General features: G+C 60.4%; 11 protein-coding genes. 4 read left to right on the plus strand and 7 right to left on the minus strand.

What is annotated here, in order from left to right; all coding sequences use genetic code 11:
* Positions 1 to 176: 176 nt before the first annotated feature.
* The 7 genes from AC19YS_RS31265 to gloB form a co-directional block, all read right to left on the minus strand.
* Entirely contained in the window at positions 177 to 1,790 is a 1,614-nt protein-coding gene (locus tag AC19YS_RS31265) for an ABC transporter ATP-binding protein (RefSeq protein ID WP_169366464.1), read from the minus strand.
* Position 1,791: 1 nt separating this feature from the next.
* A complete protein-coding gene (locus AC19YS_RS31270; RefSeq protein ID WP_106578708.1) occupies positions 1,792 to 2,811 on the minus strand; it encodes an ABC transporter permease in 1,020 nt (339 codons plus the stop codon).
* A 1-nt stretch (position 2,812) separates the two neighbouring features.
* On the minus strand, positions 2,813 to 3,886 hold the full coding sequence (locus AC19YS_RS31275) for a microcin C ABC transporter permease YejB (RefSeq protein WP_119741592.1): 1,074 nt from the start codon (positions 3,884 to 3,886) through the stop codon (positions 2,813 to 2,815).
* Positions 3,887 to 5,719, minus strand: coding sequence for an extracellular solute-binding protein (locus AC19YS_RS31280; protein ID WP_500603494.1), 1,833 nt, complete (start codon positions 5,717 to 5,719; stop codon positions 3,887 to 3,889).
* On the minus strand, positions 5,716 to 7,545 hold the full coding sequence (locus tag AC19YS_RS31285) for an extracellular solute-binding protein (RefSeq protein WP_119741596.1): 1,830 nt from the start codon (positions 7,543 to 7,545) through the stop codon (positions 5,716 to 5,718). Before AC19YS_RS31285 ends, AC19YS_RS31280 begins: the two co-directional genes overlap by 4 nt.
* A gap of 237 nt (positions 7,546 to 7,782) precedes the next feature.
* Complete coding sequence (locus AC19YS_RS31290; RefSeq protein ID WP_200625207.1) at positions 7,783 to 9,195, minus strand: transglycosylase SLT domain-containing protein; 1,413 nt, start codon at positions 9,193 to 9,195, stop codon at positions 7,783 to 7,785.
* Positions 9,196 to 9,293: 98 nt separating this feature from the next.
* Complete coding sequence (gene gloB, locus AC19YS_RS31295; protein ID WP_179607451.1) at positions 9,294 to 10,061, minus strand: hydroxyacylglutathione hydrolase; 768 nt, start codon at positions 10,059 to 10,061, stop codon at positions 9,294 to 9,296.
* A 65-nt stretch (positions 10,062 to 10,126) separates the two neighbouring features.
* Between gloB and AC19YS_RS31300 the strand changes: the two genes are divergently transcribed.
* From AC19YS_RS31300 to AC19YS_RS31315, 4 genes are all read left to right on the plus strand, one after another.
* Positions 10,127 to 10,885, plus strand: a complete 759-nt coding sequence (locus tag AC19YS_RS31300; protein ID WP_200625208.1) for a class I SAM-dependent methyltransferase — start codon at positions 10,127 to 10,129, stop codon at positions 10,883 to 10,885.
* 85 nt (positions 10,886 to 10,970) lie between these two features.
* Entirely contained in the window at positions 10,971 to 11,423 is a 453-nt protein-coding gene (rnhA, locus tag AC19YS_RS31305; protein WP_029291380.1) for a ribonuclease HI, read from the plus strand.
* 79 nt (positions 11,424 to 11,502) lie between these two features.
* A complete protein-coding gene (gene dnaQ / locus AC19YS_RS31310; RefSeq protein WP_164487980.1) occupies positions 11,503 to 12,243 on the plus strand; it encodes a DNA polymerase III subunit epsilon in 741 nt (246 codons plus the stop codon).
* A 203-nt stretch (positions 12,244 to 12,446) separates the two neighbouring features.
* Entirely contained in the window at positions 12,447 to 14,702 is a 2,256-nt protein-coding gene (locus AC19YS_RS31315) for an Orn/Lys/Arg family decarboxylase (RefSeq protein WP_119741602.1), read from the plus strand.
* Positions 14,703 to 14,708: the final 6 nt, after the last annotated feature.

Below are 14,708 nucleotides of genomic sequence, written 5' to 3' on the forward strand. Positions count from 1 at the left end.
GGATGGCCCGTCACGGCGGCCCACGGATTCAAGCCGGAGTGAGGGCACACCGAGCCCAGGCGAGGTGCCGAGTGGTGGGGCAAGAGCCCTTTGGTTACTTTGGGGCTTTTCCAAAGTGACCCGCCGTAAGGGCGGAACCCATCTCAGCCATCACCCAATAACGGATATACACCCCGTCACGCCCGTACCCCAGCCGGCACCAAAAACGCCGCCTCCAACAACTGCCGCGTATAAACATGCTGCGGCTCAGCAAAAATCGCCGAAGCCTCCCCCTGTTCCACCACCTGCCCATGCTTGACCACCATCAACTGGTGACTCAACGCCTTCACCACCGCCAAATCATGGCTGATAAACAGGTAAGTGAGGTTGTACTTGGCCTGCAAACTGCGCAACAACTCCACCACCTGCCGCTGCACCGTACGGTCCAGCGCCGACGTCGGCTCATCCAGCAAAATCAGGCGTGGCTTGAGCACCAACGCCCGGGCGATAGCAATCCGCTGCCGCTGCCCCCCGGAAAACTCATGCGGATAACGATGCCGCGACTCCGGATCCAGCCCAACCTCACGCAGCGCCGCAATAATCGCGGCCTCCTGCTCAACAGCCGTGCCCATCTTGTGAATCCGCAACCCCTCGCCAACAATCTCGCTGACACTCATCCGCGGGCTCAAGCTGCCAAACGGGTCCTGAAACACCACCTGCATTTCCCGCCGCAACGGGCGCACCTGCTGCTGAGTCAGCCGGTCCAGCTGCTGGCCCTCAAAACGAATCCCACCTTTGCTGGCAATCAAACGCAGAATTGCCAGGCCCAAGGTGGATTTGCCCGAGCCGCTCTCGCCAACAATGCCCAGGGTTTGCCCTTGGGGCAGGCTGAAATTGATACCGTCCACCGCCTTGACGTAATCCACGGTGTTACGCAAAAAGCCCTTCTTGATCGCAAACCACACCCTCAGGTCATCAACCTCCAGCAAGGGCGGCCCCACGTCATTGGTCGCCGGCCCGCCACTGGGTTCCGCCGCCAGCAACTCCTGGGTGTAAGGGTGCTGGGGCGCCTGGAACAGCGTCTCGCAGTCAGCCTGCTCGACGATGCAACCCTTCTGCATCACGCACACGCGGTGGGCGATGCGCCGCACCAGGTTCAAGTCATGGCTGATCAGCAACAACGCCATGCCAAGGCGCGCCTGCAACTCCTTGAGCAGCTCAAGAATCTTCAACTGCACCGTCACGTCGAGGGCCGTGGTCGGTTCATCCGCGATCAACAACTCCGGTTCGTTGGCCAGGGCCATCGCGATCATCACCCGCTGCCGCTGGCCGCCGGACAGCTCGTGGGGCAAGGCCTTGAGGCGCTTGTGCGGCTCGGGAATGCCCACCAGCTCGAGCAATTCCAGGGTGCGCCGGGTGGCGACCTTGCCAGTGAGCCCCTTGTGCAGGCCGAGCACTTCGTTGATCTGCTTTTCAATCGAATGCAGCGGGTTCAACGAGGTCATCGGCTCCTGGAAGATCATCGCAATACGGTTGCCGCGAATATGCCGGATGGTTTTTTCTTTGAGCGTCAGCAGGTCCTGCCCGGAATAGGTGATGGTGCCGGCCGGGTGGCGGGCCAGCGGGTAGGGCAGCAGGCGCAGGATCGAGTGGGCAGTGACCGATTTGCCCGAGCCGCTTTCGCCGACCAGGGCGAGGGTTTCGCCGCGTTTGATATCGAAATTGACGTTATTGACCACCCGGTGGTGATGGTCGCCGGTGACGAACTCGACACACAGGTCGCGGACTTCGATCAGATTGTCCTGATTCATCTCATTTCCTCGGGTCGAAGGCATCGCGAGCGGACTCGCCGATAAACACCAGCAAACTCAACATGATCGCCAGCACGGCAAAGGCACTGATGCCCAGCCACGGCGCTTGCAGGTTGGATTTGCCCTGGGCCACCAGTTCGCCCAGCGACGGCGAGCCGGCTGGCAGGCCGAAGCCGAGAAAATCCAGCGCGGTGAGGGTGCCGATGGCGCCGGTGAGGATGAACGGCATGAAGGTCATGGTCGACACCATGGCATTGGGCAGGATGTGCCGGAACATGATCGCGCCGTTCTGCATGCCCAGCGCGCGGGCCGCGCGCACGTATTCGAGGTTGCGCCCGCGCAGGAATTCGGCACGCACCACATCGACCAGGCTCATCCACGAAAACAGCAGCATGATCCCCAGCAGCCACCAGAAGTTGGGCTGCACAAAGCTGGCGAGGATGATCAACAGGTACAGCACCGGCAAGCCGGACCAGATCTCCAGAAAGCGCTGCCCGGCGAGGTCGACCCAGCCACCGTAGAACCCCTGCAAGGCGCCTGCGATCACGCCGATGATCGAGCTGAGCACGGTGAGGGTCAGGGCGAACAGCACCGACACGCGGAACCCGTAGATCACTCGCGCCAAAACATCGCGGCCCTGGTCATCGGTGCCCAGCAGGTTGACCGAAGAGGGCGGGGCGGGGGCCGGCACTTTCAGGTCGTAGTTGATGCTCTGGTAGCTGAACGGGATCGGCGCCCACAGCGTCCAGGCGTCCTTGGCCTTGAGCAGTTCCTGGATGTACGGGCTCTTGTAGTTGGCCTCCAGCGGGAATTCGCCGCCAAAGGCGGTTTCCGGGTAGCGCTTGAGTGCCGGGAAGTACCAGTCACCGTCGAAGTGCACGGCCAATGGCTTGTCGTTGGCGATCAACTCCGCGCCCAGGCTCAGTACGAAGAGGATCAGGAACAGCCACAGCGACCACCAGCCACGCTTGTTGGCCTTGAAACGCTCGAACCGACGGCGATTGAGGGGGGACAGGTTCATCTCAATGCTCCCGGCTGGCAAAGTCGATACGCGGATCGACCAGGGTGTAAGTGAGGTCGCCGATCAGTTTCACCACCAGCCCCAGCAAGGTGAAGATAAACAGCGTGCCGAACACCACCGGGTAGTCGCGGTTGATCGCTGCTTCAAAGCTCATCAGGCCCAGGCCGTCGAGGGAGAAGATCACTTCCACCAGCAACGAGCCGGTGAAGAAGATACCGATAAAGGCAGACGGGAAGCCGGCAATTACCAACAGCATCGCGTTGCGAAACACGTGGCCGTAGAGCACGCGGTGGTGGGTCAGGCCCTTGGCCTTGGCGGTGACCACGTACTGTTTGTTGATCTCGTCAAGGAAGCTGTTTTTGGTCAGCAGCGTCATGGTCGCAAAGTTGCCGATCACCAGCGCCGTGACGGGCAGGGCCAAATGCCAGAAGTAATCGAGGATCTTGCCGCTCCAGCTCAGTTCGTCGAAATTGTTCGAGGTGAGCCCGCGCAGGGGGAACCAATCCAGGTAGCTGCCGCCGGCAAACACCACGATCAGCAGGATCGCAAACAGGAACGCCGGGATCGCATAACCGACGATGATTGCCGAACTGGTCCACACGTCGAAGTGGCTGCCGTGGCGCGTGGCCTTGGCGATCCCCAGCGGAATCGACACCAGGTACATGATCAGCGTGCTCCATAACCCGAGAGAAATGGACACCGGCATCTTTTCCTTGATCAGGTCGATGACTTTGGCGTCACGGAAGAAGCTGTCGCCGAAATCCAGTCGGGCGTAGTTCTTGACCATGATCCACAACCGTTCCGGCGCCGATTTGTCGAAGCCGTACATCTTCTCGATTTCCTTGATCAGCGCCGGGTCCAGGCCCTGGGCGCCGCGGTAGCTGGAACCGGCCACCGACACTTCGGCACCGCCGCCGGCGATGCGGCTGGTGGCGCCTTCAAACCCTTCGAGTTTGGCGATCATCTGTTCCACCGGCCCCCCGGGAGCGGCCTGGATGATGATGAAGTTGATCAGCAAAATCCCGAACAGCGTGGGGATGATCAGCAACAGACGGCGAACAATATAAGCCAGCATTTAATCGCCTCCGCTCGCCGGATCGGCGCTTGTGTCCAGGGTAACGGCTGGTTTTACGTCAGGTTTGGCCCACCAGGTCGCGGTGCCGACGTCGTAGCGTGGCGAGACTTTGGGGTGGCCCAAGTGATCCCAATAGGCCACACGGAAAGTTTTGATGTGCCAGTTGGGGATCACGTAGTAGCCGAACTGCAATACCCGGTCGAGGGCTTTGGCGTGGGCCACCAGACTTTTACGCGAGTCTGCATCGATCAGCTCTTCGACGAGTTGGTCGATGACCGGGTCCTTGAGGCCCATGTAATTGCGGCTGCCGGGTTTGTCGGCACTGGAAGACGCCCAGAATTCGCGTTGTTCGTTACCCGGTGAGGTCGACTGCGGGAAACTGCCCACCAGCATGTCGAAGTCGCGTGAGCGCAAGCGGTTGATGTACTGCGAGACGTCAACGCGGCGGATCACCAGATTGATGCCCAGGTCCGCCAGGTTGCGTTTGAACGGCAGCAATACGCGTTCGAAGTCGGTCTGGGTCAGCAGAAACTCGATGGTCACCGGTGTGCCGGTGGTGTCGACCATCTTGTCGTCGACGATCTTCCAGCCGGCTTCTTGCAGCAACTGGTAGGCCTCGCGCTGCTGGGTTCGGATCATGCCGCTGCCGTCGGTTTTGGCAGGCGCGAACGCCTGGGTGAAGACTTCGGCGGGGAGCTTGTCGCGAAACGGTTCCAGGATTGCGGTTTCATCCGGTCCCGGCAGGCCGGTGGCGGCCATTTCCGAGTTTTCAAAGTAACTGCGGGTACGCGTGTAGGCGCCGTTGAACAGCTGTTTGTTGCTCCACTCGAAATCCAGCAGCAGGCTGATCGCCTTGCGCACCCGCACATCCTGAAACATCGGCTTGCGTGTGTTGAACACAAAACCCTGCATGCCGGTGGGGTTGCCGTTGGGGATTTCTTCCTTGATCAGCCTTCCTTCGGTGACGGCCGGGATGTTGTAGGCGTTGGCCCAGTTCTTCGCGCTGAATTCCGGCCAGTAGTCGAATTGCCCGGCTTTCAAGGCTTCGAGCGCCACGGTGCTGTCGCGGTAATAGTCAGTGATGCGGTTATCGAAATTGTAGAAACCCTGGGTGACCGGCAGGTCCTTGGCCCAGTAATCCTTGACGCGTTCATAGCGAACCATGCGCCCGGCCTTGACCTGCGCCACCTTGTACGGCCCGCTGCCCAGCGGTATTTCCAGGTTGCCCTTGGCAAAGTCACGGCTGGCCCAAAAATGCTTGGGCAATACCGGTAACTGGCCGAGGATCAGTGGCAACTCACGGTTATTGGTGCGCTTGAACTTGAACAGCACGCGCAGCGGGTCTTCGGCCACCACTTCATCAACGTCGGCGTAGTAGGTGCGGTAGAGCGGCGAGCCGTCCTTTAGCAAGGTCTGGAAAGTGAAGACGACGTCTTCGGCGCGGATCGGGTGCCCATCGTGAAAGCGCGCTTCGGGGCGCAGGTAGAACCGCACCCAGCTGTTGTCGGGGGCCTTTTCGATCTTGCCGGCCACCAGCCCGTATTCAGTCACAGGCTCGTCCAGGCTTTGCATGGCCAGGGTGTCGTAGATCAACGGCAGGTTGTCTGCGGGCACGCCCTTACTGATGTAGGGATTGAGGCTGTCGAAGCCGCCCATGCTCGATTCGCGAAAGGTGCCGCCCTTGGGCGCCTCGGGGTTTACGTAGTCGAAGTGCTTGAAGTCGGCGGGGTACTTGGGAGGCTCGTTGTAGAGGGTCAACGCGTGTTGCGGCGCGGCGTTGACCGCGCTGCACAGCAACAGGCTGCTCAGGAATGCGGTGCGCAATTTCATCATTGGGCTTTCTCCGAAGCTTTCAGCCACCACGCGCTCAGGCCCAGGCTGTAAGGCGGCGTGGTGACAAAGGCGAACCGGTTGCGGTACGCCAAGCGATGATAGTTGAGGTACCAATTGGGAATGCTGTAGTGCTGCCACAGCAGCACCCGGTCAAGGGCGCGGCCGGCGGCCAGTTGTTCTTCGCGGGTCTGCGCCGCCAGCAGTTGTTCCAGCAGGCGGTCGACCACCGGGTTGGCGATGCCGGCGTAGTTCTTGCTGCCCTTGATACTGGCCTGGCTGGAGTGGAAGTACTGCCACTGCTCAAGGCCTGGGCTCAAGGTCTGGTTGAGGGTGATCAGGATCATGTCGAAGTCGAACTGATCCAGGCGCTGTTTGTATTGCGCCCGGTCAACGGTACGCAGGCGTGCGTCGATGCCGATGCTGATGAGGTTCTCGACATACGGCTGCAGGATGCGCTCCAGATTCGGGTTGACTAGCAGAATTTCGAAACGCAGCGGCTGCCCGTCACTGTTGAGCAGGCGCTGTCCCGACAGCTTCCAGCCGGCTTCACCCAGCAAGGCCAGGGCGCGGCGCATGGTTTGGCGCGGAATGCCGCGGCCGTCGGTCTGCGGCAGGCTGAAGGCTTGCGTAAACAGGTTGGGCGGCAGCTGGTCGCGGTACGGCGAGAGCATCAGCCACTCATGGCCCACCGGTACGCCAGTCGCGGAAAACTCGCTGTTGGGGTAGTAACTCAGGGTGCGTTTATAGGCGCTGCTGAACAGGGTGCGGTTGGTCCATTCAAAGTCGAACATCAACCCCAGGGCCTCGCGCACCTTGGTCTGGGCGAAGGTCGGCCGCCGTGTGTTCATGAACAGACCCTGGCTCTGGGTCGGGATCTGGTGGGCGATCTGCGCCTTGATCACGTCGCCGCGGTTGACCGCCGGGAAGTTATAGCCGGTGGCCCAGTTCTTGGCCTGGTGCTCGATATAAATATCGAATTCGCCGGCCTTGAAGGCTTCAAAGGCCACGTCGCTGTCGCGGTAGAACTCCACCTCGACGTTATCGTAGTTGTAGAAACCCTGGTTCACCGGCAGGTCTTTGCCCCAGTAATCCTTGACCCGTTCGAACACCAACTGCCGGCCAGGCGTGACCTTGGTGATGCGGTAGGGCCCGCTGCCCAACGGTGGCTCGAAGGTCGTGGCCTTGAAGTCGCGGTTTTTCCAGTAGTGCTGGGGCAATACCGGCAGTTCGCCCAGGCGCAGGATCAGCAGCGGGTTGCCGGCGCGCTTGAACACAAAACGAATGCGATGACGGTTGAGGATATCGACCCGCGCCACTTCCTGCAGGTTGGTGCGGTATTGCGGGTGGCCTTCGGTCAGCAGGGTGCGATAGGAAAACGCCACGTCATAGGCGGTGATCGGCTTGCCATCGTGGAAACGTGCTTCGGGGCGCAGGTTGAACACCACCCAACTGCGGTCCTCGCTGTACTCCACCGACTGGGCGATCAGCCCGTAGCTGGAGGTGGGCTCATCGCCGGACGGCGCGTACTGGCCGGTGCCGACCATCAACGGCTCGTTCAGCTCATTGACGCCGTATTGCAGGAAATTGGGCGTGGAAACCGGGCTTGAGCCCTTGAAGGTGTAGGGGTTGAGCGTATCGAAGGTGCCAAATGCCATGACCCGCAGTGTCCCGCCTTTTGGCGCTGCAGGGTTTACCCAATCGAAGTGGGTGAATTTGGCCGGGTACTTGAGCGTGCCGAACTGCGTATAACCGTGGCTCTCGGTAATTGTCGCGTTCGCCGCAAAGCTCAAGGCCAGACTTATTAGTAGAAGGAGGGGACGCTTCAAGTCAGAGATCCGATCCAGGCGGCTTGGGCTTTATGATCGGTACAGTAACAGCTTGTTCCGGCTGGAAAAAGGCTGTTGGAAAGCCCCCGGTCAGGGGCCGATAAGGGTTTGAACGGTGTGCAGAACAAATGTGGGAGCGGGCTTGCCCGCGATGCCATCAATGCGGTGCAACGGATGCACCGAGGTGTTTGCATCGCAGGCAAGCCAGCTCCCACACAGGCCAGCGCTTACGCAGGTTTACCTTGGCCCGGAAACCACCAGCATCTGGCCTGGCTTGAGTGCCTGGCCCGTGCGCGGGTTCCAACGCTTGAGATGTTGCATCTCAACGTTGAAGCGCTTGGCGACGATGTACAGCGAGTCGCCTTTTTTGACCTTGTACTGCACCGGCTTCTTGCTGTCAGCCTTGGCCACCAGCTTGCGCGTGTCTTGCATCACCAGGGTCTGGCCGACCTTGAGGGCCTGGCCGTTGAGCTTGTTCCAGCGCTGCAGGTCATGCACATCGACCCTGTTCGCCTTGGCGATCAGCGTGAGGTTGTCGCCAGTGCGCACTTTGTAGCTGCGGCTGCGCCCGGCTACGCGCGCGGTCTCGACTTCGTCGAACACCTGCTTTTTCGGGCGCATGGCCAGCAGTTCTTCGGGCTTCATCGTCGAAAGCGTGCTGGTAAGCAGATGCGCCTTGGAGCTCGGCACCAGCAAGTGCTGGGGGCCGTCGAGGGTGGTGCGTTGTTTCAGGGCCGGGTTGAGCTGAAACAGTTCGTCTTCATCGATTTCAGCCAGCGCGGCGACCCGTGACAGGTCCATGCTTTGCTTGACTTCAACCACTTCAAAGTACGGGGTGTTGGCGATCGGGTTCAGGTTGACGCCATAGGCCTCGGGGGCCAGCACCACCTGGGACAATGCCAGGAACTTGGGCACGTAGTCTTTGGTTTCCTGGGGCAGGGGCAGGTTCCAGTAGTCGGTCGGCAGGCCGAGCTTTTCGTTACGCTCGATGGCCCGGCTGACCGTGCCTTCACCGGCGTTGTACGCCGCCAGGGCCAGCAACCAGTCGCCGTTGAACATGTCATGCAGGCGTGTCAGGTAGTCCAGGGCGGCGGTGGTGGAGGCGGTGATGTCGCGGCGCCCGTCGTAGGCGCGGGTCTGGCGCAGGTTGAAGTAGCGCCCGGTGGAGGGAATGAACTGCCACAAGCCGACTGCATCGCTGCGCGAGTAGGCCATTGGGTTGTAGGCACTTTCAATCACTGGCAGCAGCGCCAGCTCCAGGGGCATGTTGCGTTCTTCAAGGCGTTCGACGATGTAATGAATGTAGAGGCTGCCGCGTTCTCCGGCGTTCTCCAAAAAGGACGGGTTGCTGGCGAACCACAAACGCTGTTGCTCGATGCGCGGGTTGACGCCCAGGCCGTCCTGCAATTGAAAGCCCCGTCGCATGCGTTCCCAGACATCCTGGGGGACTTCGGGGCTGGGCTTCTCTGAGAGCCAAATAGGTTTTTGCTTGATCTTGGCGGCAAGATTGGGTTTGGGTTGCACGGTGGATTGTGCAGCGAAATGAGTCGATTGGCAGCCCGCCAGAGTAGCGGACACAGCCACCGCCACGGCTTGAGCCAGGCGGGTCAATGCGTCTGAAGAAATGGATTTACGAATAGATGACGACATTGGCTGGAAGTAAGTTCCGGGCAAAAATGTCGGGCGATTCTAGAAAGCGCTTTGGTTCCGGTCAACCATTCAGAAAATCCGTATCAGATTGCATCCGCTTAGAACTTATCTTTCCACGCCCTCAAGCTAGCAAACACCTCGGCCCCAGCGCGGTTATCGCGCCCATTCCGTTCGTCCGCTTTTTGTTTAACGGATGTTTCGGCGGTACGAAGAAAAGGGTTAGTACGTTTTTCCAGGGCGAGATTGGACGGCAGCGTCATCTCGCCGCGGGCCCGCAATTGCTTGACCTGTTCGACCCGTTCGGCGATATCGCCGTTGTCAGGCTCCACCGCCTGGGCAAATTTGAGGTTACTTTGTGTGTATTCGTGGGTGCAGTACACCAGGGTCTCGGCTGGCAGGGCGGCGAGGCGTTCCAGCGAGGTGTACATCTGTTGCGGCGTGCCTTCGAACAGACGGCCGCAACCGGCGGCAAACAGCGTGTCGCCACAAAACAGCAGGCCTTGATGGTAAAAGGCGATATGGCCGAGGGTATGGCCCGGCACGCTATAAACGTCGAAGTCCAGGCCCAGTACGCTGATGCGGTCGTTGTCCTGCAATGCGACGTCCCGCGCCGGGATGTTCTCGTTTGCCGGGCCGTACACCTTGGCGTTTGTCACACGTTTGAGTTGCTCGACGCCGCCGACATGATCATGGTGATGGTGGGTGATCAGGATGTCGCTGAGGGCCCACTGCGGATTTTGCTTGAGCCAGGCCAGTACCGGCGTGGCATCGCCGGGGTCGACCACGGCGCAGCGCTGGGTGTGCGGGTCTTGTAACAACCAGATGTAGTTGTCGGTGAAGGCGGGTAGGGCACTGATCTGTATCATTCTTCGATTCGCCAAGCTGAACACATTGGTGCATCTTAGAACGTCTAGGCGAGTTGGAGAATGCAATGACTGATAAAGCGTTCGCCCAGGCCGATCCTGAGTGGCTGGCCCTGATCGGCGCAGCCCGTGAATGGCTGTCCGGGCCGATCGGACAATTTTTGCTGGATGAAGAACGGCGCATGCTCGAAGACGAGCTGGGCCGGTTCTTTGGTGGCTATTTGGTGCATTACGGTCCATCTGCGCAGACGCCGCCTTCTGCGCCGCAGGTGCAGCGCAATGTGCGCCTCGGTGCGCCGTTGCCGGGTGTGGAGATCGTCTGCGAGGAGCAGGCCTGGCCCTTGAGCGAGCATGCCGCCGACGTGGTGGTGTTGCAGCATGGCCTGGATTTTTGCCTGTCGCCCCATGGTTTGTTGCGCGAAGCCGCGAGCAGTGTGCGCCCTGGGGGCCATTTGCTGATTGTCGGCATCAACCCCTGGAGCAGTTGGGGCCTTCGCCATGTGTTTGCCCATGATGGCCTGCGCCAGGCACGCTGCATCTCGCCGTCGCGGGTGGGCGACTGGCTGAACCTGCTGGGCTTTGCGCTGGAGAAACGCCGCTTCGGGTGCTATCGTCCGCCGCTTGCGTCGGCCAAGTGGCAAGGCCGTCTGGCGGGCTGGGAGCGCCGGGCGGGCGCCTGGCAATTGTCGGGTGGCGGCTTCTATTTATTGGTCGCGCGCAAGATCGTGGTCGGGCTGCGGCCGGTGCGTCAGGTGCTGCGCCAGCCCATCGGCAAGCTGGTGCCGATGCCGATGGCCAAGGTCAATCGCAAGCAAAGCGAACCGTAAACCTCTTTTTGATGACCCGCCGAATTTTTCGGCCTCGGGATACTGTCGGTCGATGATCGCCAGCCCGTTTTGATGGATGCAACCGATGACCGATAGCGTAGAACTCTTCACCGATGGCGCCTGCAAGGGCAACCCCGGCCCCGGCGGCTGGGGCGCCTTGCTGGTGTGCAAGGGCGTGGAGAAGGAATTGTGGGGCGGCGAAGCCAACACCACCAACAACCGCATGGAGCTGATGGGTGCCATTCGTGGCCTGGAAGAGCTCAAGCGCCGTTGTGACGTGCTGTTGGTGACCGACTCGCAGTACGTGATGAAGGGCATCAACGAGTGGATGGTCAACTGGAAAAAGCGCGGCTGGAAAACCGCGGCCAAGGAACCGGTCAAGAACGCCGACCTCTGGCAGTTGCTCGATGAGCAATGCAATCGCCATAACATCACCTGGAAATGGGTGCGTGGGCACATCGGTCACCCCGGCAACGAGCGCGCCGACCAACTGGCCAACCGGGGTGTGGATGAAGTGCGCGGCTACAAACAGAGCTGAGCCGACTGACGTGTTAACATCGCGCCCTTTGACGCACACCACACTGCATACCACCGTTGAGAGCTGAACCCTGATGGCCATCCGATCTGTTGTACTCGATACCGAAACCACCGGCATGCCGGTGACCGATGGTCACCGGATCATCGAAATCGGCTGTGTCGAATTGATAGGTCGCCGTCTTACCGGGCGTCACTTCCACGTCTACCTGCAACCGGACCGTGACAGTGACGAGGGTGCGATCGGCGTCCACGGCATCACCGATGAGTTCCTCAAGGGCAAGCCGCGCTTCGCCGAAGTGGCCGACGAGTTTTTCGAATTCATCAACGGCGCCCAACTGATCATCCACAACGCGGCGTTCGACGTCGGCTTCATCAATAACGAATTTGCCCTGATGGGGCAGACCGAGCGTGCGGATATTTCCCAGCATTGCTCGATCCTCGACACCTTGATGATGGCGCGCGAGCGTCACCCAGGCCAGCGCAACAGCCTGGATGCCTTGTGCAAACGCTACGGCGTCGACAACTCCGGCCGTGAACTCCACGGCGCCTTGCTCGACTCCGAGATTCTGGCCGACGTTTACCTGACCATGACCGGCGGGCAAACCAGCCTGTCCCTGGCCGGTAATGCCTCCGACGGCACCGGCTCGGCAGAAGGTTCGGGTAATCGCCCTTCAGAAATCCGCCGCCTGCCGGCTGATCGCAAGCCGACCACCATCATCCGTGCCAGTGAGCAGGATCTGGCTGAGCACGCGGCGCGTCTGGAAGCGATTGCCAAGTCGGCGGGTGCGCCGGCGTTGTGGTCGCAGCTGACCCAGCAATAGCCTCGGTCGAACACGGTTAAAAAATGTGGGAGCTGGCTTGCCTGCGATAGCGGTAGGCCAGCCAACCTATCTGTGACTGATCCATCGCCATCGCAGGCAAGCCAGCTCCCACGGTTGATTTGCAGCGCCTTGGAAATCTTCATTCGCCACATCCGCTCCCAGCTTCTACCCTGAGTACATAGCCCTGGGGACTGCCCGCACTCATGTACAAAGACCTGAAGTTTCCTGTTCTGATTGTGCACCGTGATATCAAGGCCGACACCGTTGCCGGTGACCGGGTTCGAGGTATCGCCCACGAACTGGAACAAGAAGGCTTCAGTATTTTTTCTGCAGTGGATTACGCCGAAGGCCGCCTGGTGGCTTCTACCCATCACGGGCTGGCGTGCATGTTGATCGCCGCTGAAGGTGCCGGGGAAAATACCCACCTGTTGCAAAACATGGTCGAACTGATCCGCCTGGCGCGGGTGCGGGCGCCCAACCTGCCGATCTTTGCCCTGGGCGAGCAAGTCACGCTGGAAAACGCGCCCGCCGATGCCATGAGTGAGCTCAACCAGTTGCGCGGCATTCTTTATCTGTTTGAAGACACCGTGCCGTTTCTGGCCCGACAAGTGGCTCGCGCGGCGCGCGCATACCTGGATGGCTTGTTGCCGCCTTTCTTCAAAGCCCTGGTGCAACACACCGCCGACTCCAATTACTCCTGGCACACGCCCGGCCATGGCGGCGGCGTGGCGTATCGTAAAAGCCCGGTGGGGCAGGCGTTTCATCAGTTCTTCGGCGAAAACACGCTGCGCTCGGACTTGTCCGTGTCGGTGCCGGAACTCGGCTCGCTGCTCGATCACACCGGGCCGTTGGCCGAAGCCGAGGCCCGCGCCGCGCGTAACTTTGGCGCCGATCATACGTTCTTTGTGATCAACGGCACCTCCACGGCCAACAAGATCGTCTGGCACTCCATGGTCGGCCGGGACGACCTGGTGCTGGTGGACCGCAACTGCCACAAGTCGGTGCTGCACTCGATCATCATGACCGGTGCGATCCCGCTCTACCTGTGCCCGGAACGCAACGAACTGGGGATCATCGGCCCGATCCCCTTGAGCGAGTTCAGCCCCGAGTCGATCCGCGCCAAAATCGCAGCCAGCCCTTTGACGCGTGGCCGGCCACCGAAAGTGAAGATGGCGGTGGTCACCAACTCCACCTATGACGGCCTGTGCTACAACGCCGAGCTGATCAAGCAACAATTGGGCAACAGTGTCGAGGTGTTACATTTTGACGAGGCTTGGTACGCCTACGCGGCGTTTCACGAGTTCTTTGCCGGGCGGTACGGCATGGGCACTTCACGCACGCCCGACAGCCCTCTGGTGTTTACCACGCACTCAACCCATAAGCTGCTGGCGGCCTTCAGCCAGGCCTCGATGATTCATGTGCAAGACGGCGGCGCGCGGCAGCTGGACCGTGACCGTTTCAACGAAGCGTTCATGATGCATATCTCCACCTCGCCGCAGTACAGCATCATCGCATCGCTGGACGTGGCCTCGGCGATGATGGAAGGCCCCGCCGGGCGTTCACTGCTGCAGGAAATGTTTGATGAGGCGTTGAGTTTTCGGCGCGCCCTGGCCAACCTGCGCCAGCACATCGCTGCCGAGGACTGGTGGTTCTCCATCTGGCAGCCGCCTTCGGTGGCGGGTATCGACCGGGTTGTCACCGCGGACTGGCTGTTGCATCCGCAGGACGACTGGCACGGTTTTGGCGATGTGGCCGAAGATTATGTGCTGCTTGACCCGATCAAAGTGACCCTGGTGATGCCCGGCCTGAACGCCGGCGGCGCCTTGAGCGACTGTGGGATTCCCGCCGCAGTGGTCAGCAAGTTCCTCTGGGAGCGTGGGCTGGTGGTGGAAAAAACCGGCCTGTATTCCTTCCTTGTGCTGTTTTCCATGGGCATCACCAAAGGCAAATGGAGTACCTTGCTCACCGAACTGTTGGAGTTCAAGCGCAATTACGACGCCAATGTCAGCCTGGCCAGTTGCTTGCCCTCGGTGTTTAAACAAGGGCCGGCGCGCTATCAGAACCTCGGTTTGCGCGACCTGTGTGACCAACTGCACGGCTGTTATCGCAGCAATGCCACGGCCAAACACCTCAAGCGCATGTACACAGTGTTGCCGGAAATCGCGATGAAACCGGCTGACGCCTACGACCAGTTGGTCAGGGGTGAAGTGGAGGCGGTATCGATTGACGCCTTGCCAGGTCGCATCGCAGCCGTGATGCTGGTGCCCTATCCGCCGGGCATTCCGTTGATCATGCCGGGTGAGCGCTTTACCGAGTCGACCCGATCGATCATTGACTACCTGGCGTTCGCGAGGACGTTCGATAGCAGTTTTCCCGGTTTTGTCGCCGATGTTCATGGATTGCAACACGAAGACGACGGCAGTGGTCGTTGTTACACCGTCGATTGCATCAAAGGGTAAAGGATG

The sequence above is a fragment of the Pseudomonas sp. MF08831 genome (assembly GCF_059862645.1).